We start from the raw sequence: 19,683 nt of genomic DNA, 5'->3' as shown, positions 1-19,683 counted from the left end.
TCGCCGATTCTCCGACGGCTGGCCGGGCGACACGTCCGATCATCCTGATCGACGCCCACACCGGCGCCGTGCTGAAGAAGATCGAGAACCTGCAGACCGCCAACGTCGGCACCGGCCCTGGCGGCAACCAGAAGATCGGCCAATACGAGTACGGCACCGACTACGGCTATCTGGACGTGGCGCAGAGTGGCAACACCTGCACCATGAGCAACGCCAATGTGAAAACCATCAATATGAATGGTGGCACCAGCGGTTCCTCGGCGTTCTCTTACACCTGCCCGCGCAACACGGTGAAGTCGATCAACGGCGCTTACTCGCCCTTGAACGACGCCCACCACTTCGGCGGCGTGATTTTCAAAATGTACAACGAGTACATGGGCATGGCGCCGCTGTCCTTCCAGCTCACCATGCGTGTGCATTACAAGACCAATTACGAGAACGCATTCTGGGACGGCAGCGCGATGACCTTCGGCGACGGTGGCAGCACCTTCTATCCGTTGGTCAGTCTGGACGTGTCTGCGCATGAGGTGTCGCACGGCTTCACCGAGCAACAGTCCGGGCTGGTCTATTCCGGCATGTCCGGCGGCATGAACGAGGCCTACTCGGACATGGCCGGCGAGGCCGCCAAGTATTTCGATCGCGGAAGCAATGATTGGCTGGTCGGCGCAGATATCTTCAAGAACAGCGGCGCACTGCGCTACATGTGCAACCCGACCCAGGATGGGAAATCGATCGACAATGCCGCCAATTTCACCAGCGGCATGGACGTTCACTACTCTTCCGGCGTCTACAACAAGGCGTTCTGCCTGCTGGCCAAGACCTCGGGCTGGAACACGATGAAGGCGTTCAAGGTTTTCGCGACTGCCAACAAGAACTACTGGACCTCCAGCAGCACCTTCAACCAGGGCGCCTGCGGCGTCGAGTCGGCCGCTTCGGATCTGGGCTACGCCACGGCCGACGTCACCGCGGCGTTCAATTCGGTCGGCGTGTCCTGCCCAAGCGGTGGTGGTGGTGGCGGTGGTGGCGGTGGCGGTGGCGGTGGCGGCGGCGGCGGCGGCAACAGCCCCGGCGGCGCGCTGACCAAGGGGACGGCGCTCACCGGGCAGCAGGCATCCACCGGCTCTGATGTGTATTACACGATGACGGTGCCCTCGGGCGCCAGCAACCTGACCTTCACCCTGTCCGGTGGCACCGGTGATGCCGACATGTTCGTCAAGTTCGGCAGCAAACCGACCGACAGCAGCTATGACTGCCGTCCGTACAAGTCCGGCAATGCCGAAAGCTGCAGCTTCGCAACCCCGTCGGCCGGGACCTACCATGTGCGCCTGAATGCCTATGCGGCGTTCTCCGGTGTCAGCCTGGTGGGCGACTACACAGCCGGCGGTGATGGCGGTGGCGGCGGTGGTGGTGGTGGTGGCGAGACGTCCTCGGTGAACCTGCCGGTGGTCTTCACGGGCTACTGGTCGCCCACCTACACGTCGACGGTGCAGGCGGGCCAGACCGTGACCTACACGACCTCGGGCGGTGTTGGCGATGCTGACCTGTACGTCCGCGCCGGCAGCGCACCGACCAGCAGTAGCTACAACTGCCGTTCGAACAAGTCCGGCAACACCGAAAGCTGCACCTTCACGCCGACGGTGACCACCACCTACTACATCCGGGTGCGTGCGTACTCAACGTTCTACGGTGTGGTGCTGACTGAAACTCTGAAGTGATGCGTGTCCCTGAGCCGTGCCGGGCAACCGGCACGGCCAGAGGACGCAGGCGCAATTTCACCCCGGCTTCGGCCGGGGTTTTTTTCATCGTGGGAATTTCAGAGGCTGGCGTGTCACCTGCATTGCCCGAAGCCGCACAGGGCGCATCGTTCACGGATGACGGTTGCATGCGCTCGACTGTGTACCGACCGGAATACGCGTGAGCCCGGCCTGCGCATTTGCTCGCAAGCCCGAGTCCCGTTTGACTGGAGGCCGTGCCGACAACTCGGTTCTATGCGATCGGCTCGAACCGGTTGGCCTCGACGTTCTTGCGCACCTTGCCCGGATCCCAGATGCGGCCGTTCATGGCGATGTAGACGCCCGCCGGCAGGGATTGCACGGCGCCGACCGCGCAGCCGATGTTGAACACTGCATCCGAGCCTTCGAAGCGTGCGGGGTTGAGCGCGCCGGTAAGGACAATCGTCTTGCCGGGGATGCCGGCCAGCACTTCGGCGGTCTGCACCATGCTGTCGGTGCCATGGGTCACCAACACATGCGCTTCGTCCTGCGCCGCGATCGTGTCGCGCAGCAGCTGGCGATCGGCATCGGTGACGAACAGCGAATCCTTGCGCAGCAGCGGGATGACGTGGAAACGGAACGCCACCCGAAAGTCTTCGAGGATGCCGCCGATCTGCGGTTCGCCGACTTGATAGTCCGACTTGGCATCGAAATAGATCTTGTCGATGGTGCCGCCGGTGGTGACGATGAGGAGATTGTCCATGCACATATTCTCACTCAAAACCGGATCACGCGCAGGGCGACGGCAGTCCGGCGGTGCGGTCAGGTGATCGTTGATTCCAGTGCCTTTCGCAGCGGATCCAACCGAGCGCCATAGCGCTGCGCCTGCCCCGCACTTGCGCGCAGCGGTTGCCGCACCTGCGCGGCGCTGGCGGTGCGTACGCTGCGGGCAGCGGTATGGAACGCGAGGCAGACGGGGTCGAAGGCCAGCGCACACGCGTCGAGCAAGGCCCGGATGCGGGCCTCAGGCTCGGCCAGCAGGGCCTCGTAGTGGTGGACGTGGATGTGCGCCGGATCGCGCCCGCGCCAGATGTCCATCGCCTGTTCGCTGCGACGCAGATACAGGCCGATGTGGTCCAGCGTGTTGGCAAAGTGCGGTTGGCTGTAGAACTGCTGTTTGAAGCAGGACCACGCGGTGTCCAGTGGATCGCGGCGGGTTTCGATCACGCGTGCGCCGGGCAGCATCGCACGCAGGATGCCGGCGTGCTTCCAGTTGTCCGGCTGCTTGTCGGTCATACGTGGTCGTTTGGTGCGCCAGCGGGCGGTGCGTTCGAGATACGCCTGGCCGAGGCGGTGCCAGTCGGCGGTGCTGGCGTGCGGGACCCAATGCGGATAGGGCGTCTTGCGACGCACCGACTCCTGCTGGATCACGACGCCAAGATCATCAAGTTCGCTGGCGCCTTCGACGTCCGGATGGGACGCGAGGATCTGTTCGAACAGGGTCGAGCCGGAACGCGGCAGGCCGACGATGAAGATGATCTCGTGGCCCAGCAGAGGGTCTTGCGGCGTGGGCAGTGCCTCGGTGGCGGCAAGTGCCTGGATCAGGAAGGATTCAAATGCCTCCGGACGCCACGGCGTCAACTGCTCCTGCCGTGCATTTGCGGCGGTGAAGGCGGACAGCGCGGCATCCAGCGCGCCGCGGTCTTCCTCGGCCTTGCCCAAGGCGTGCCCCATGGCGATGCGATCCGTGGGAGCAATGTCGCTGCGGCCTATCTGCAGGCGCAGGGTCTGGATGTCGGCGTCTGCCAAGGGGGCGGTCTTGATGTTCGAGAGCCCGCGCCACGCGTCACCGCACTGGGGATGCATTCGAATCGCTTCGCGATACTGGTGCGCCGCGGCGTCGAATTGGCCGGCATGCACCAAGGCATCCCCCAGCAGGATGCGGGCCGGCAGCAGGGTCGGGGTCAGGTCGACGGCATGCTGCAAGGCCTCGATGGCGGCGCGGGTCTCCCCGCGCTGCTGCAGGTTGCGGCCGAGGTTGAACCATGCCATCGGTTGGCTGGCGTCCAGCGTGCAGGCGCGACGCCAACTGGTCAATGCAGCGTCGATATCCCCACACGCGGCTTGCGCGGTTCCGAAGTCCGCATGCAACAGGGCATCCCTCGGTGCCAACGCCAGCGCCCGGGTCAAGGTGGCGAGGGCGGGACCGGGGCGGCGCGTGTGCAACTCGAGCAGGGCCAAATAGCGCATCGGTTCCGGATGGTCTGGCGCCTGCGTGCAGGCTTGTCGGAACAAGGCTTCGGCCTGGGCAGGCTTGCCATCCCGCAGCGCGCGGGCGCCGGCATGCACGGATGCCGCGATCTCCGGAGCGAGGCCAGCCATGCGTGGATCGCTGGTCATGACCTTTGCTTCTGGCGATTTTCGCGCCACGCCCGGATCCCTGGCAGGCAGGCGGCATGGATCACGGCCAGGGCGAGCACGGTTTCCAGGGCCGCCTGCAGGCGCAGGTCCGGCTCGGACCACAGCAGCATCACCCCGTGGCAAAACCACAAGAGGGCAAGCACAGACGCGGTGAACCCGGCACGGTGCCAGCCGCGCGCCGCGGCCACCGCAAGGGCAACCGGCGGCAATGCAAACACCAGCAGAGCAGCCACGATGTGCGGATCGTTCGCGAACCAGGCGAGGTACAAAAGCGCCAGCGCAATGAGTGATGCGACAAGGGAGTGCTTTGGGTTCATCGGTGGATGTCTGTGCGTGCCGCAGGCGAGGTGCAATGGCCGATCGGGTGCGATGGATCGGGATCCGTGCGTGCCAAGCGTTGCAAACATGGGGCGTGGAAGTCCAGAAGTATTGCGCTTGAATGACAGAGCCGGCGAATCTTGGGAGTCCTTGACGCATGGCCACGCGGCTGTCGATGGCAAATGGATTCACCCGCCGCCGACTTTGGGGCGCGACCTGTTAGGCTTGGCGGATGCCGCCAGCCGAGCTTGTCCGTCGTTGGAGCTGTCACCTGCGCGATCCTGCGCGGATCGGTAGTTTTTCCCGTTTCGTGCTGCGACGCTTCCTCGATGATCGACTGTTCGAGGCGGCGGGTGCGCTGTCTTACACAACCGCATTCGCACTGGTCCCTTTGACCATGGTGGTGTTTGGCGTGCTTTCCGCGTTCCCCGTGTTCGAGGCATGGAGTGACAGCCTCAGCGGCTACATCTTCGCCAACTTCGTCCCGCGCGCCGCGCGCGCGGTGTCCGGATACCTCACCGATTTTTCCAGCAATACCCGTTCACTGACCGCGGCCGGTGCGCTGGCACTGATCATCTCGCTTCTGGTGGCGGTGAGCAGCGTGGAGTCGATCTTCAACCGGATCTGGCGTGTCCCCACTGCACGACCGAAGCTCGGGCGCTTCCTCGTCTACTGGACCGTATTGACCCTAGGCACGCTGGTGGCGGCTGCCAGCTTGGCGCTGTCGACCCGATTTTTCGCCCTGTCCATCTTCGAGACCCTGCCCGGGCGCTGGCTGGAAGCCCTGATGCTGCGGCTCACGCCGATGGGTATCGAACTTTTCGCATTTGCGGCGCTGTTCAAGGTCGTCCCGCACCGCACGGTGTTCTGGCGCCACGCGCTGGGCGGGGCACTGCTGTCGGTGCTGCTGTTCGAGGGCGTGAAGTCCGGCCTGAGTCTGTACCTTGGCAGCTTCGATTCCTACCAGAAGATCTACGGTGCAGTGGCGCTGGTGCCGATCGTGATGCTGTGGATCTACCTGAGTTGGGTCGCGGTCCTGCTCGGGGCATCGTTCACGGCCTCGATATCGGCGTTCCGCTACCAGCCGCGTGCGCTGCGCCTGCCGCATGGCCATGAGTTGTACGGCGTGTTGCGGATGCTTGGTCGTTTCCAGCAGGCTCGGGTCAAGGGCAGCGGCCTGACCAGCGAGGGAATCCAGGAGCTGGAGCCTTGCCTCAGCGATGACATGGTGCAGATGCTGCTTGCCCGGCTGGTGACGATCAATGTCCTGCAGCGGGCCGAAAGTGGGGAATGGCTGCTGTCGCGGGATCTCGACGAGGTGACCCTGGGGGAAGTCTACGAGGCAGCCCAGTTGCGGGTGCCAGTGGGCGACGTGGTCCCGCCGCATGCAGACGACGCGCTGGGCATTGCGGTGATGAAGGCGATGGAGGAACTGCGCTCGCCGTTGCGTGGCCTGTTGAACCAGCCGGTTGCGCAGGTGTTCCACGGAGCGTGGGACGCATGAACCGCCGTCTCGCGCATCTGACAGGGGTGCTGGTGGTGGCGGCCTTGCTGGGGGGGTGTGGTGGTGGGGAAGGAGACCGTGCCAGTGCCCGGGTAACTGCAGGCACTTCTTCGCGCGGCGTTTCTGCCCCACCCGAGTTCCCCGTCCTTCGCGTGCAGACGCTGGATGGCGCGAATTGGGATCTCGCCCAGCAGCGCGGCAAGTGGGTGCTGGTCAACTACTGGGCGACCTGGTGCCAGCCCTGCCTGCAGGAGATGCCGGAGTTCTCGGCGCTGGCAGCCATGCGGCAGTACATCGTGGTGATCGGGCTGGCCTACGACGAGGCCGAGCCGGCCGAGTTGCGTGCATTCCTCGCCCAGCACCCGGTGACCTATCCGATCGCCCAGGTCAGCGTGTACGCACCGCCGGAGGACTTCGGTGTACCGCGCACGCTGCCGACGAGTTGGCTGATCGGGCCGGACGGCCGGATCGTGCGCAAGTATTCGGGGCAGGTGACTGCACGCATGCTGGATGACGATATCGCTGCGCATGGCGGACCGAAGGCGGGCTGAGATGGCACAGGCGCGCTTCATCGTGAGCGGTCGCGTGCAGGGTGTCGGGTTTCGTGCCGCGACCCGCGCGCAGGCCCTGCGCCTCACCCTGCGAGGCATCGCGCGCAACTTGGCCGATGGCAATGTCGAGGTGCTGGCCATCGGCGAGGCCGCGGCGCTGGACGCACTGGAAGCATGGCTACGGCACGGGCCTTCGCTGGCACGGGTTGATCGCGTGATCCGGGGTGAAATCGAATCGTCGGCCTCTCTCCCGTGGCGGGGTTTTACGACCGGCTGACGCTGCAGCCCGGCGTGAGCATATGCCAGAATCGTGGAAGCCCGGCATAGGACGTCCGCAGATGGCCCGAAATTTCATCGCTGAGCTTCGCCGCCGCAACGTGCTGCGTGCGGCCGTCCTCTATATCGGTGCCGTCTGGGCGCTGGCACAAGGCATCGCCCAACTTGGTCCGTCGGTCGGGGCGCCAGAGGCGACGACGCGCTGGTTCCTGATCGCCGCGGGTTTCGGTTTCCCATTGTGGCTGGTGCTGTCGTGGCGCTACGAATTCACATCGCAGGGCATCAAGCGTGATGACGAAGTGGCGATTTCGGATGTGGCGTCGCGGCGCAGCCATAATCGGAGGACCGATCTCGTCATCATCGCGGTGTTGGCGGTGGCCGTGGTGCTGTTGCTGACGGATCGCGTGGTGCAGCACGAACAGCCGGCCGCACAGGTTGCGGCGATGCCAGTCGACAAGAATTCGATTGCCGTGTTGCCCTTCGACAGCGGCGGCGATCAGGGTCAGCAGGCGTTCTCCGACGGGCTGTCCGAGGGCTTCATCATCGCGTTGGCCCAGATCCAGGGACTGCGGGTGATCAATCCGAAGTCTTCATTCCAGTTCCGCGGCAGTACCGACGATAACCGCACCATCGCGGCAAAACTCGGCGTGTCGCATCTGCTCGAGGGCACGGTGCGGCGCATGGGCGATACCGTGCGGGTCAGCGCCACCCTGATCCGCGCCGCCGATGGCAGTACGTTGTGGGCCGAAAGTTATGATCGTCCCTACAAGGATTTGTTCGCGCTGCAAGACCAGATCACCGCGCAGGTGGCCAGCGCACTGAAGTCGCAATTGCTGCCCAAGCCGCAGGCAGCGGTGCAGACGGACCGCCCACCGAGCGGGAATCTGGAGGCCTATGACGCGTATGTGCAGGCGCGGGTGATCCAGTCCACCGACGCGCTCAAGGCACTCGACCTGTATAACCGCGCCATCGAGCTCGATCCCGCCTATGGGGTTGCGTATGCGAGGAAGGCGGCGGTGATGGTCGATGTGGTCAGTGGCGGAGGCGTCACCGGCGCCGATGCAGAAAAATACCTGCACGACGCCGATGCTGCGGTGAAGCAGGCATTGCGGCTGGCGCCCAACCAGGCCGCTTCGCATTTTGCCCGCGGCTGGTTGTTGATCACCCGGGATTTCAACCTGAAGGAAGGCGAAGCCGAATTGCGCAAGGCAGTGGATCTCGCACCCAACGACGGCGATGCGCTCAACCTGCTGGGCGTCGCACGCGCCGACCAGGGTGATCTGAAGGAAGCCGTGGAGCTGACCCGCAGGGCGTTGAAGATCAATCCGCTCGATGCCAACTGGAACCATTCGCTGGTTGCATACCTGTTGCCGCTAGGGCGTTTCGATGAGGCGCAACGGTTGCTCGACAAGATGATTGGCGTCGAGCCTAAAGGGGCCTACAACCATTTCGTGCTCACCCTCATTGGGGTGCTGCGCAAGGATTCGGCGGCGGCGCAAAAGGCTGCCGAGGCCGAGCCGCCGGGCGAGTGGCGTGATTTTGCGTTGGCGCTGGCGGCGCAGGTTGGCGGCGACCGCGCCGTGGCAGATGTGCGGCTGGGTGATTGCATACGGAAGTACCCACAAGGCTGGGCGTTCCAGATTGCGCAGGTCTATGCCGTGCGCGGCGAGCCCGACGCCATGTTCCAGTGGTTGGGCAAGGCTTGGGTGGCGCGCGATCCCGGGATGCAATCGTTGCTCTACGATGCGTTGCTGTTGCGTTATCGCAATGATCCGCGTTACGCAACCTTGGCGCGCCAGGTGGGCTTGCCGTGGCCGCCCACCGCCGCGGCAACTGCGGCGACACCGCGTGCGGCGACTGCCGCACCGGCGGCGACGCGCTGAAAGGCGCTTCAATCCTTCGTCGTGCGGGACTTCCTGGCGCGCTTGCGCGGCGGTGGGGGGGCGGGTGCCGGGCGCAGGCAGCGCGCGATTTCCAGCAATGCACCCTGGCGACGCGAATCCAGGCTGCGATAGCAGGCCAGTAATTCATGCTCGCCGCGGGTGCGGGTGGGGTCGAGGCTTGCCGCCAATTCGCCCAGCAGCGCCCCTGCGGGAACCCCGAGGGTGCGGGCCAGAGCTTCGATCTGGTCGTAGCCCGGCAGCTTGTCGCCACGCAGCCACGCGTTGACGGTCTGGATGCCGGCCTTGGGAATTGCGGTGGCGAGATCGGCCACGCTCAGGCCACTGGCCTTGGTCAGGCGTTGCAGGGTGGAGGCGAGCATCATCGTCAATCCGCTGCGGACTGCGAACGAGTGTAGGCCGCGCCGCGCCCGGCCGCCATCGCTGGCCTGCTCAAGCGTCCCGCGCAAGCCGTGCCAAGGCTTCGGCCTGGTGTTCCTGCTGCAGGCGCGAGATCAGTGGACCGAGCTCGCCTTCGAGGACATTCGGGAGGTCGTACAGGGTCAAGCCTTCGACGCGATGGTCGGTGATGCGTCCTTGCGGGAAGTTGTAGGTGCGGATGCGCTGGCTGCGATCGCCGCTGCCGACCTGCAGTTTGCGATCGGCGGCGGTGGCGGCCGCGCGCTTGTCCAGCTCGGCTTCGACCAGCATCGCCTGCAGGCGTTTCATCGCCTTCTCGCGGTTGGCGTGCTGGCTGCGCTCGGTCTGCGACTCGACCACCACGCCGGTGGGGACGTGGGTGATGCGGATCGCCGATTCGGTCTTGTTGACGTGCTGGCCGCCGGCACCGGAGGAGCGAAAGGTGTCCACCTTGAGGTCGGCGGGGTTGATGCTGAACTCGAGATCGCCGGTGTCCAGCGCGATGATCGCCACCGTCGCCGCCGAGGTGTGGATTCGGCCCTGCGATTCGGTGGCCGGCACCCGCTGCACGCGATGGGTGCCGGATTCGTATTTCAGCTTGGCGTAGGCGCCATCGCCTTCGATGCGCGCCACGATCTCCTTGTACCCGCCGTGTTCGCCAGGGTTGGCAGATTCCACTTCGACCCGCCAGCCTTGGCGTTCGGCGTGGCGTGTGTACATGCGGAACAGGTCGCCGGCGAAGATCGCCGCCTCGTCGCCGCCGGTGCCGGCGCGGACTTCGAGATACAGCCCGCCGTCGTCGCGTGCGTCCTTCGGGACCAGGTGCGCCAGCAGTTCGGTTTCCAGTCGTTGCAGGCGCTGGCTGACCGAGGCGATTTCATCGTCGGCCAGTTCGCGCAGGTCGGGGTCGCTGCGCATGCTTTCGGCGGCGGCGAGGTCGGCGCGCGCCCGCGCCTCTGCTGCCAGTGCGTCGGCCACCGGCTGCAGGCTGGCGAATTCGCGCGAGAGCCTGCGAAAGCGCGATTGGTCGGTCGCCACGGTCGGATCGGCAAGCAGGCGCTCCACCTCCTCGCGCCGTTCCAGCAGGGCCTCGAGCTTTCGGCGCAGGGAATCAAGCATGGGGGGATTGCGGGTTGGATGAGTCCGTGATTGGGGTCGGATCCGCCGATTCTGCTCCCTGCGCAAGTGCAGGGAAGAGCTTTTCTGCGGCGCGCGCCAGATCCACGTCGCCATGCAGTGCAGCATCGCGCAGGGCCACTGTCGGGGCGTGCAACAGGCGATTGGTGAGGGTGTGGGCGAGCAGTTCCAGCGCCTGCTCGGCGGGCAGGCCTGCAGCCAGCTGGCGCTGTACCTTGGCCAGCGTTTCGTCACGCGCGGTTTCGCCGTGGGCGCGCAGCTGCAGCAGGGTTTGCTGGCGTCCACTGGCTTGCCATTGTTCGAGGAAACGCGATGCATGCAGGTCGATGATGGCTTCGGCCTGTTGCGCGGCCTCGCGGCGACTGCGGCGGTTGTCCTCGATCACATGTTCGAGGTCGTCCACGGTGTACAGGAACACGTCGCGCAACTCACCGACATCGCTGTCGATGTCCCGCGGGACCGCCAGGTCCAGCAGCAGCATCGGTCGGTGCCGTCGCGCCTGCAGCGCATGTTCGACTTGCGGTCGCCGCAGGATCGGGGTGCGGCTGGCGGTGGCTGAAAACACCACATCAGCCTCGGAAAGATGGCGATCGATCTCGTCCAGCGGCAGCGCGAAGCCGCCATGGCGACTGGCGATGTCTTGGGCGTGGGCAAGCGTTCGGTTGGCCACCAGCAGGCGTTTGACGCGCGCTTCGGCGACATGGCGCGCGGCCAATTCGATGGTTTCGCCAGCGCCGATCAGCAGCACGGTGGATTCGTCCAGGCGCGCGAAGTTGCGCTGCGCCAAATGCACCGCGGTGGAGGCCACCGACACCGGATGCATGCCGATCCGGGTGTCGGTACGTGCATGCTTGGCGGTGGCAAACGCCTGCTGGAACAGGCGGTCCAGTGTTCCGCCCAAGGCCCCGGCATCGTGCGCTGCGGCCCATGCCTGCTTCACTTGGCCGAGGATCTGCGGTTCGCCGAGGACCATCGAATCCAGGCCGCTGGCCACTCGGAACAGATGGCGCACCGCATCGCCATCGCGGTGACGGTACAGGTAGGCGCGAAGTTCCGGTCCTGGTGCACCGTTGCCCGGATCTCCCGGGTGCGCCACCAGCCAGTCGATGAGTTCGGAATCACTGCCGTTGGACTGAGCGTACACCTCGGTGCGGTTGCAGGTGGATAGCAGGACCACCTCGCTGACTTCGCGGAGAGCTTGCAGGGAGGCCAGCGCCGATGCCAGTGCCTCGGGCGCGAACGCAACCTTCTCGCGCAGGGCAACCGGCGCGGTCTGGTGGTTGATGCCGAGGAGGAACAGGCTCATGGCTCGAGGAATTGGAGTGGGTCTTGTGCCCTGCGCGGATACGGCGGGACGCGTGGGTTAAGCTGCGAGTCCAACCTCCCATTCTACCTTTGATCCCATGGGTATCCCGCTGCGCCTTGGCTTGCGCATGATCCTGGTGATTGTCCTGCTGGCTGGCACGCTGTGCGCCACGGCGGCGTCGCGCTCTGGTCCGCCTGCTCGGGTCGATTCGCTGGAGGCGACCTTGGCCGGAGAGTTTGCATTGCAGGGCGGTCAGTTGCCGCTGGCTGCGCGCAACTACCTTGAGGCAGCGCGCGCAGCCCAGGATCCGGTGCTTGCCGAGCGCGCCATGCGCATCGCCCTGCTGGCAGACGAGGAGGGCATTGCGCAGCAGGCGTGGTCAGTGTGGCGTGCGCTGGCACCGCAATCCGGACGTGACCAGCACATGCTTGCCGCCAGTCTCGCACTGCGCATCGGCAAGACCCGCGATGCACGCCGCGAGTTGCAGGCGTTGTATGCAAGCGGGGATTGGCAGATGTCGCTTGCCGCGTTGGCGGGCGCGGTGGGCAAGCAGCCGAAACTGGTCGTCAAGTTGCTTGCCGAGGCGGTCGACAGCGGCGTCCTGCCGAACGAATTGGCGGCTTGGTTGGGCTATGGCGGTCTGGCCGAACGGCTGGACCAGAAGCCCCTGGTCGACAGCATCATCCGCCAGGTGGTCGAACGTTTCCCGGGCGATCCCCGGGTGGCCCTGCTGAAGGCACAGTTGTTGCGCCAGGCCGGGCGACCGGACGATGCCCGCACGGCCCTGGATACGCTGGCTTCGGAGCGTGGACTGGCCCCGGACTTGCGCATGGCGCTGGCCTCCGAGTACGTGCTGATTGGGGATGCAGGCAAGGCAGCTGCATTGCTGGCGCAGGGCCCGCAGGACCAATCCATCCTTGCCCGTCGCGCGGAACTGCTTGACAAGGTCGGGGACAAGCCGGCCCTGGCCACCCTGTATGACGAGATCAAACGTGATGCGACCAATCCCAATCCGGTTCGTCGACTCCTGCTGGGCCAGATCGCCGAATACCTCGAGCGTTACGACGAGGCGCTGACCTGGTATGCCAGCGTGCCGGACGAGCGGCTGCAGCCCATGATCCGGCTGCGGCGAGCCAGTGTGCTGTTTGCCATGGGTCGCAAGGAGGCGGCCTTCGAAGCCCTGCGTGCGCTGCAGTCTGATTCGGACCTTGAGGATGATGACCGCCGCGAGGGTTATCAGGTCGAGGCCGAACTGCGCGCAAAGGACAAGGACGTGGTGGGCGAGCGCGATGCCTTCGCACGCGGGCTGGCGGCGTTTCCAGACAACCTCGACCTGCTTTATTCGCGAGCGATCATGTGGGAGCGCTTGGATGACATCGCCAAGGCCGAAGCCGATTTCCGTCGGATCCTGGTGATCGAGCCCGGCAATGTCGCCACCCTCAATGCGCTCGGCTATACCCTCGCCGACCGCACCGACCGTTACCGCGAGGCACTGGAACTGATCGACCGCGCGCGGGTGGCCGATCCCGGCAATCCGGCGATCACCGACAGTTATGGCTGGGTCCTGTTCCGGCTGGGCCGCAAGCGCGAGGCGCTCGACTACCTGCGCCGCGCCTATGCACTGCAACAGGATGCCGACATCGCCAGCCACCTTGCCCAAGTGCTTTGGGTGCTGGGCCAGCGCGATGAGGCACGGCGCTATTTCGACGAGGCGCGCAAGCTCGATCCGGCCAACCGATCTCTGCAGCGGGCATTGCAGGAGACCGGTGCATGAAGGCCTTGGGGTGCGTGCTGCTTGCCGTGCTGCTGTCCGGCTGCGCCACGGCGCCACGGCTGGCCGTTCCGGAACCGGTCATCGTGCCGAAGGATCGCGCCCGGGTGCTGGGATTGGAGGCGGGGGATTGCGCTGCGCCACGGTGGAGCATGTCCGGACGGGTCGCGCTTTCCAATGGGCGCGATGGAGGCTCGGGCCGGATCACGTGGTCGCAGGGCGGGGGAGTGCTGCGTCTGGAGCTGTCCGCGCCGGTGACGCGGCAAAGTTGGACGCTCGAGATTGCGGCCGATGGTGCGGTGTTGAGTGGCATCCTGCCCGAGCCGCAACGTGGTCCGGATGCGGTCGCGCTGGTGCGCGACGCTATCGGGTGGGACGTGCCGATTTCGGCGCTGGGTTGTTGGCTGCGTGCGGTCGAGGCCGGGCCCTCCCGGTTTGGTCCGGCGCGGATCGAATTCGATGGCGATGGACTGCCCCGACATCTGGAGCAGGCGGGATGGTCGGTCGACTATGACGGCTGGAAACCGGACGCCAACAGCGGTTTGCCCATGCCAATTCGGGTGACTGCCAGTCGCGACGGCAGTCGCGTGCGGCTCGTGATCGACCGTTGGTCGACGGAATGAGCGTGTTTCCCGCCATTGAAGGCTGGGTCACGTTGCCTGCGCCCGCCAAGCTCAACCTGTTCCTGCGCATCCTCGGGCGGCGGGCAGATGGCTACCACGAATTGCAGACCGTGTTCCGCCTGCTCGACTGGGGCGACACCGTGTTCCTGCGTGCGCGCAGCGACGATCGGATCGTTCGCGTCGGGCCTGCGGTTGCAGGTGTGGACCCGTCTGCTGATTTAATGGTTCGTGCTGCAGAACTTCTTCGAAAATCATGTAATTTCAGCAAAGGCGTTGACATCGGCATTGAAAAGCGCATTCCGATCGGGGGCGGGTTCGGTGGCGGTTCTTCGGATGCGGCCACTGTCCTGATGGCATTGGACAGGCTCTGGGGTCTGGATCAGGGGGTCGATCAGCTGGCCAGGCTCGGCCGCACGCTGGGCGCCGACGTGCCGGTGTTCGTCCATGGGCAGACCGCTTGGGCAGAGGGCGTGGGTGAACGACTGACCCCGCTTCCAAGGCTGGAAGCGGCGTGGTACGTGGTGGCCAGTCCGGGCGTGCATGCCAGCACGGCTGAACTGTTCCGGGCGGTGGATTTGACGCGCGATGCCCCGCCCGCGAAAATGGCGGACTTCCTTTCCGGAGTCGAGCTCGGCAATGCGTTCGAGCCGGTGCTGCGTCGTCGCGAACCCGCCGTCGAGGCCATGTTCACGGCGCTCTCGAGCATCGGTCGGCCGCGTTTGACGGGCTCGGGAAGCGGCTGCTACGTGGAATTCGCCGATGGTGAATCCGCGCAACTGGCGCTCGCGGCGCTGCCGGCAGGTCTCCATGCCTGGCTGGTACGCAGCGCGGACAGGTCGCCCCTGCTGGATGCGGTGGCGGAAACCCCTAGGGCAACGCTGATTTAGTCGGCGTTGCCTGCCGACCGTGGATGGTCGGCCGCGGATCGATCACATCTGCGATCGATCCGCGGGAGCTGCGTCCGGGCCTGCACCGGACGCAGCGTGTGCTGACGCGTCCAGGAGGGACGTGTTCAGCATTGCCATAGGGGCGTCGCCAAGCGGTAAGGCACCGGGTTTTGATCCCGGCATTCGTAGGTTCGAATCCTGCCGCCCCTGCCATTCCGCGAATTTCGAGATTGGATCCGCAACACCCTGGAAATCTGAACAATTCAGGGGGTTCCACCAGCCAAGGATGGCGTGGGCTGACAACGCTTGGATGGAGTTGTTCAGTCCTTCCCAAGCGCCAACCCGTTTCGCCGTCCCGATCCAACGCCACGTCCCACACCACGATCCCCGGCCAAAGACATGCAAGACAGACCCAATCTGCTGGTGTTTTCGGGCAATGCCAACCGGCCGTTGGCGGAAGCGGTGTGCCGCGAACTGGGCGTGCGTCCCGGCAAGGCACTGGTCAGCCGATTTTCCGACGGCGAGGTGCAGGTCGAGATCCAGGAGAGCGTGCGTCGGCAGGAGGTCTACGTCATCCAGCCGACCAGCGCGCCCACCGCCGAGAATTTCATGGAACTGCTGGTGCTGATCGACGCACTCAAGCGTGCTTCGGTGGCCAGCGTGACGGCCGTGGTGCCGTACTTGGGCTACGCAAGACAAGACCGCCGGCCGCGCTCTTCGCGGGTTCCGATCACCGCCAAGGTGGCGGCCAAGATGTTCAGCGCGGTGGACACCGACCGCGTGCTGACCGTGGACCTGCACGCCGACCAGATCCAAGGCTTCTTCGACATCCCGGTCGACAACGTCTATGCCTCGCCGCTGCTGCTGGCCGACATCTGGCGCGCGCATGGCACCGACAACCTGATCGTGGTGTCGCCGGACGTCGGTGGCGTGGCGCGCGCTCGCGCGATCGCCAAACGCCTCGACGATGCCGATCTTGCGATCATCGACAAGCGTCGCCCGCGTGCCAACGTCGCCACGGTGATGAACATCATCGGTGACGTCGAAGGCAAGACCTGCGTGCTGGTCGATGACATCGTCGATACCGCTGGCACCCTGTGCGCCGCCGCCAATGCGCTCAAGGAGCGCGGCGCGCGCAAGGTGGTCGCCTACTGCGTCCACCCGGTGCTGTCGGGTGCCGCGATCGACAACCTTTCCAAGTCGTTACTGGATGAGTTGGTGGTGACGGACACCATCCGGCTGTCGTCGGCGGCATTGGGTTGTGGGCGCATTCGGCAACTCAGCGTTGCCGAGCTGTTGGCCGAGACCATCCGCCGGATGGCGTTCGGCGAGTCGGTCAGTTCGCTGTACGTCGACTGACGACATGCTTCATCGCGGGACGGGGCATCTTGCCGCCGCCCGCGTCAGAACATCCTCGCGCTGATCCCGTTGTTCGGGCTCGCACGGGAACCCCACTCATCTGGTCGCGGATGAGTGTTTTCGCCACCGCGAGGTGGCTTCATTGCAACGTCAAAGTGAGTCGAACACCATGAACCAACACATCATCAAGGCCACTGGCCGCAACGCCGAGGGGAAGGGTGCGAGCCGCCGCCTGCGTCGTGCGGCCCAGCTTCCGGCCATCGTCTACGGCGGCAAGAGCGCCCCGCAGCCGATCCAGATCGAGCACGAGCAGATCCTCCTGGCCAGCCAGCACGAGTGGTTCTATTCCTCGATCCTCGAGTTGGACGTCGACGGCAAGGTCGAGCAGGTGCTCCTGCGCGACATGCAGCGGCATCCGTACAAGCAGCTGATCATGCATCTGGATTTCCAGCGCGTGGACGCTAACCAGGCGCTGCGGACCAAGGTGCAGTTGCACTTCCTGAACCAGGAAAAATCGCCGGCCGGCAAGACCGGTGGCGTGGTCATCATGCATGAACTGACCGAAGTGGAAATCAGTTGCTTGCCGAAGGACCTGCCGGAGGCAATCTCCGTCGACCTGTCCGACCTCGCCGTGGGCGGCGTGGTCCACCTGTCCGATCTGAAGCTGCCGTCCGGGGTCGAGATCCCGGAGCTCAGGCTCGGCAAGGAGCATGATGTGGCCGTGGTCGTGGCCAAGCACGCCAGGGAAGAAGCGGTTGATGCCGCCGCGCCGACGGCGGTCGAAGTGCCGGCCACCAAGGCGGCGAAGAAGGACGACAAGTAATCCTTCGCTCCAGCCCGGCGTGCCGCACGGTTGCGTCGGGCTGAGTGCGAAGGCTTGTCGCTTCGATGGCTGGCCTGCGCCTGATCGTCGGCCTCGGCAATCCCGGGGCCGAACACTTGAGGTCCCGGCACAACGCCGGGTTCTGGTTCATTGATGCGCTCGCGTTGCGGTTGGGCGCGACGTTCACCGCCGAAGGCAAGCTGTTCGGTGCAGTCGCACAGGCGGATATCGGCGGCCAGACGGTGCGGTTGCTCAAGCCGATGACCTTCATGAACCTGTCTGGCAAGTCGATCACCGCCGCGCTGCGGTTCTGGAAGATCGAGCCGGACGAGATGCTGGTTGCACATGACGACCTCGACCTGTCACCGGGCAGCGCCCGGCTCAAGTTCGACGGTGGCCATGGCGGCCAGAATGGCTTGCGCGACACCATTCGCCTGCTCGGCCATGGACGTTTCCATCGGTTGCGGATCGGCATCGGCCATCCCGGCCCCGGCCGTCAGGAATTGGTGGTGCCGTGGGTGCTTGGGCGTCCGAGCGGCAGCGACGAGTCGTTGATCCTGGATTCCATCGCCGAGGCACTGGATGCATTGCCGTTGGCGGTGGAAGGCAGTTTTCCCGAAGCCATGAAGCGGTTGCACACGTCCAAACCGCCCTCCTGATCCAAGCGCAGGATCAGTTGCTGCCGTGCCGATGGGCGGGGTGTTGCCCGCGATCGGCGCGGTCTCGTTTCCCCTCCATCCGGATTCCTCACCATGGGCATCAAATGCGGCATCGTCGGCTTGCCGAACGTCGGCAAGTCCACCCTGTTCAACGCGCTGACCAAGGCCGGGATCGCCGCCGCCAACTTCCCGTTCTGCACGATCGAGCCGAATGTCGGCGTGGTGCCGGTGCCGGACCTGCGCTTGAACGCGCTGTCCGAGATCGTCAAGCCGCAGAAAGTGGTGCCGACGGCAGTCGAGTTCGTCGACATCGCCGGCTTGGTCGCTGGAGCGGCCAGTGGTGAGGGTCTGGGCAACAAATTCCTCTCGCACATCCGTGAAGTCGATGCGATCTGCCACGTGGTGCGCTGCTTCGAGCACCCCGACGTGATCCACGTCGCCAACAAGGTCGATCCGATCGCCGACATCGACACCATCGATACCGAGTTGGCCTTGGCCGACCTCGACTCGGTGGACAAGGCGATCGCACGCTACGAGCGGGTTGCCAAGAGCGGCGACAAGGACGCCAAGGCGAAAATCGACGTGTTGGGCCGGCTGCGCGCCGCGCTCGACCAAGGCAAGGCCGCACGCAGCGTGGCGCTGGATGACGAGGAAACGCTGGTCATCCGCGATCTGTTCCTGCTCACCCTGAAGCCGGTGATGTACGTCGCCAACGTGCTCGAAGACGGTTTCGAGGGCAATCCGCACCTGGACGCAGTGCGCACCCGTGCGCAGGCCGAAGGCGCGCAAGTGGTGCCGGTGTGCGCCGCGATCGAGGAAGAGCTGAGCCAGATGGATGAAGCCGACCGCGACGTCTTCCTCGCCGATCTCGGCCTCGGCGAACCGGGCTTGAACCGGGTGATCCGCGCCGCCTACGCGCTGCTGGGCTTGCAGACCTATTTCACCGCTGGCGTGAAGGAAGTGCGTGCGTGGACGGTCAAGGCCGGATCCACCGCACCGCAGGCCGCCGCCGTCATCCACACCGATTTCGAGAAAGGCTTCATCCGCGCCGAAACCATTGGCTACGACGACTACATCAAGTACCGCGGCGAGAGCGGCGCGCGCGACGCGGGTCGGTTGCGGCTGGAAGGCAAGGAGTATCGGGTGCAGGAAGGCGACGTGCTGCATTTCCGCTTCAACGTCTGATCCGGCCTGCTGTGCTCGCGGGTGCGCGCCGCCTCGTGCAGCCCGCCTGGGCTTCGGTCGAATCGGCGATAGCTGGGACGGAGACCATCCGGCAAGGAAATCGCAAGATCATCGAGGGCTTGAGGGGCTCTGCATCGGGCGACACGGGCATTCTTCGGGGATGCCCCGAGCCTGTTCAGATTCACTTCTCGTTGGAACCTTGCGGGCCTGCCCATGCTCACTTGTCGCTGGAAGAGGCTACTCGTTGACAGACGGCCCGCCGCACCCCAAAATTACGGGCTCTTTGAAAGGCTTTGATGCCGTTCTTGGAGATGTGCGGAGGGATACCCAAGCGGCCAACGGGGGCAGACTGTAAATCTGCTGGCTTACGCCTTCGGTGGTTCGAATCCACCTCCCTCCACCAGTTCCACCCGCGGGCCTTACCAGCCGGCGGTGCGTCAAGCAGGCCTCCCGGTGCGGGAGTAGTTCAATGGTAGAACTGTAGCCTTCCAAGCTACTAGTGCGGGTTCGATTCCCGTCTCCCGCTCCACCATTGCATTGCGCGGCCTGTCCACAATTCGCTCACGTAGCTCAGTCGGTAGAGCACCTCCTTGGTAAGGAGGAGGTCGATGGTTCGATTCCATTCGTGAGCACCATCTTCGCGGGGTTGCCCGCAAGCACCGGCCGGTTGCGGTCGGCGTCAAACCAAAGTACCAACCACCAAATCACGCAGCGAGATTGCAGCCATGGCAAAGGGTAAGTTCGAGCGCACCAAGCCCCACGTGAACGTGGGCACGATCGGTCACGTGGACCACGGCAAGACGACGCTGACGGCGGCGCTGACGAAGGTGGGCGCGGAGCGTTTTGGCGGG

Annotated in this window: 19 protein-coding genes and 4 tRNA genes; 17 read left to right on the top strand and 6 right to left on the bottom strand. The window is 65.1% G+C overall.

Going from position 1 to position 19,683, the window contains the following annotated elements; translation table 11 throughout:
- A partial coding sequence (locus tag IT472_RS09130) for a pre-peptidase C-terminal domain-containing protein (RefSeq protein WP_297181084.1) occupies positions 1-1,715 on the top strand: 1,715 nt, incomplete at its 5' end.
- Positions 1,716-1,986: 271 nt separating this feature from the next.
- Here IT472_RS09130 and IT472_RS09125 read toward each other — a convergent pair.
- From IT472_RS09125 to IT472_RS09115, 3 genes are read right to left on the bottom strand one after another with little or no spacing between them, the layout of a single operon-like run.
- Positions 1,987-2,475 carry an asparaginase domain-containing protein gene (locus IT472_RS09125; RefSeq protein WP_297181082.1) on the bottom strand — a complete coding sequence of 163 codons (489 nt, stop codon included), beginning with the start codon at positions 2,473-2,475 and terminating at the stop codon, positions 1,987-1,989.
- Positions 2,476-2,534: 59 nt separating this feature from the next.
- The gene (locus tag IT472_RS09120) at positions 2,535-4,112 is read right to left on the bottom strand and encodes a tetratricopeptide repeat-containing sulfotransferase family protein (protein WP_297181080.1); all 1,578 of its coding nucleotides are present in this window, start codon (positions 4,110-4,112) and stop codon (positions 2,535-2,537) included.
- The gene (locus IT472_RS09115; RefSeq protein ID WP_297181078.1) at positions 4,109-4,450 is read right to left on the bottom strand and encodes a DUF2069 domain-containing protein; all 342 of its coding nucleotides are present in this window, start codon (positions 4,448-4,450) and stop codon (positions 4,109-4,111) included. Before IT472_RS09115 ends, IT472_RS09120 begins: the two co-directional genes overlap by 4 nt.
- Positions 4,451-4,683: 233 nt before the next feature.
- Here IT472_RS09115 and IT472_RS09110 point away from each other — a divergent pair, with 233 nt between their 5' ends.
- The 4 genes from IT472_RS09110 (at position 4,684) to IT472_RS09095 (ending at position 8,665) form a co-directional block, all read left to right on the top strand.
- Complete coding sequence (locus IT472_RS09110) at positions 4,684-5,955, top strand: YihY family inner membrane protein (protein WP_297181076.1); 1,272 nt, start codon at positions 4,684-4,686, stop codon at positions 5,953-5,955.
- Positions 5,952-6,506, top strand: coding sequence for a TlpA disulfide reductase family protein (locus IT472_RS09105; RefSeq protein WP_297181074.1), 555 nt, complete (start codon positions 5,952-5,954; stop codon positions 6,504-6,506). Before IT472_RS09110 ends, IT472_RS09105 begins: the two co-directional genes overlap by 4 nt.
- 1 nt (position 6,507) lies before the next feature.
- Positions 6,508-6,783 (top strand): acylphosphatase, encoded by a 276-nt coding sequence (gene yccX / locus IT472_RS09100; RefSeq protein WP_297181072.1) that lies wholly within the window; start codon positions 6,508-6,510, stop codon positions 6,781-6,783.
- Between the two features lie 61 nt (positions 6,784-6,844).
- Positions 6,845-8,665 (top strand): tetratricopeptide repeat protein, encoded by a 1,821-nt coding sequence (locus tag IT472_RS09095; protein ID WP_297181069.1) that lies wholly within the window; start codon positions 6,845-6,847, stop codon positions 8,663-8,665.
- An 8-nt stretch (positions 8,666-8,673) separates the two neighbouring features.
- On the opposite strand, the gene IT472_RS09090 is transcribed toward IT472_RS09095, so the two are convergent.
- The 3 genes from IT472_RS09090 to hemA form a co-directional block, all read right to left on the bottom strand.
- On the bottom strand, positions 8,674-9,048 hold the full coding sequence (locus IT472_RS09090; RefSeq protein WP_297181068.1) for a helix-turn-helix domain-containing protein: 375 nt from the start codon (positions 9,046-9,048) through the stop codon (positions 8,674-8,676).
- 67 nt (positions 9,049-9,115) lie between these two features.
- Complete coding sequence (prfA, locus tag IT472_RS09085; RefSeq protein ID WP_297181066.1) at positions 9,116-10,201, bottom strand: peptide chain release factor 1; 1,086 nt, start codon at positions 10,199-10,201, stop codon at positions 9,116-9,118.
- Positions 10,194-11,525 (bottom strand): glutamyl-tRNA reductase, encoded by a 1,332-nt coding sequence (hemA, locus tag IT472_RS09080; RefSeq protein WP_297181064.1) that lies wholly within the window; start codon positions 11,523-11,525, stop codon positions 10,194-10,196. Before hemA ends, prfA begins: the two co-directional genes overlap by 8 nt.
- Positions 11,526-11,622: 97 nt before the next feature.
- Between hemA and IT472_RS09075 the strand changes: the two genes are divergently transcribed.
- The 12 genes from IT472_RS09075 to IT472_RS09020 all read left to right on the top strand — a co-directional run.
- The gene (locus IT472_RS09075; protein ID WP_297181062.1) at positions 11,623-13,299 is read left to right on the top strand and encodes a tetratricopeptide repeat protein; all 1,677 of its coding nucleotides are present in this window, start codon (positions 11,623-11,625) and stop codon (positions 13,297-13,299) included.
- Positions 13,296-13,919 (top strand): outer membrane lipoprotein LolB, encoded by a 624-nt coding sequence (locus tag IT472_RS09070; protein ID WP_297181060.1) that lies wholly within the window; start codon positions 13,296-13,298, stop codon positions 13,917-13,919. Before IT472_RS09075 ends, IT472_RS09070 begins: the two co-directional genes overlap by 4 nt.
- A complete protein-coding gene (gene ispE, locus IT472_RS09065) occupies positions 13,916-14,806 on the top strand; it encodes a 4-(cytidine 5'-diphospho)-2-C-methyl-D-erythritol kinase (RefSeq protein ID WP_297181058.1) in 891 nt (296 codons plus the stop codon). The genes IT472_RS09070 and ispE overlap by 4 nt, the downstream gene beginning before the upstream one ends.
- Positions 14,807-14,944: 138 nt before the next feature.
- A tRNA-Gln gene (locus IT472_RS09060) sits at positions 14,945-15,019 on the top strand.
- A 186-nt stretch (positions 15,020-15,205) separates the two neighbouring features.
- On the top strand, positions 15,206-16,165 hold the full coding sequence (locus IT472_RS09055) for a ribose-phosphate diphosphokinase (RefSeq protein WP_297181056.1): 960 nt from the start codon (positions 15,206-15,208) through the stop codon (positions 16,163-16,165).
- A 169-nt stretch (positions 16,166-16,334) separates the two neighbouring features.
- Positions 16,335-16,988, top strand: coding sequence for a 50S ribosomal protein L25/general stress protein Ctc (locus tag IT472_RS09050; RefSeq protein ID WP_297181054.1), 654 nt, complete (start codon positions 16,335-16,337; stop codon positions 16,986-16,988).
- 65 nt (positions 16,989-17,053) lie between these two features.
- A complete protein-coding gene (gene pth, locus IT472_RS09045) occupies positions 17,054-17,647 on the top strand; it encodes an aminoacyl-tRNA hydrolase (protein WP_297181052.1) in 594 nt (197 codons plus the stop codon).
- Positions 17,648-17,740: 93 nt separating this feature from the next.
- Entirely contained in the window at positions 17,741-18,832 is a 1,092-nt protein-coding gene (ychF, locus tag IT472_RS09040; protein ID WP_297181050.1) for a redox-regulated ATPase YchF, read from the top strand.
- A gap of 317 nt (positions 18,833-19,149) precedes the next feature.
- Positions 19,150-19,235, top strand: a tRNA-Tyr gene (locus IT472_RS09035).
- Between the two features lie 52 nt (positions 19,236-19,287).
- Positions 19,288-19,361: transfer RNA gene (locus IT472_RS09030), tRNA-Gly, on the top strand.
- Positions 19,362-19,391: 30 nt separating this feature from the next.
- A tRNA-Thr gene (locus IT472_RS09025) sits at positions 19,392-19,467 on the top strand.
- Positions 19,468-19,557: 90 nt separating this feature from the next.
- Positions 19,558-19,683: GTP-binding protein (locus IT472_RS09020; RefSeq protein WP_229730253.1), on the top strand; the 126-nt coding region annotated here is incomplete at its 3' end.

The organism is Thermomonas sp. (assembly GCF_020850895.1).
Classification (GTDB): Bacteria; Pseudomonadota; Gammaproteobacteria; order Xanthomonadales; family Xanthomonadaceae; genus Thermomonas.
This window is presented reverse-complemented; position numbering and strand designations above follow the sequence as displayed.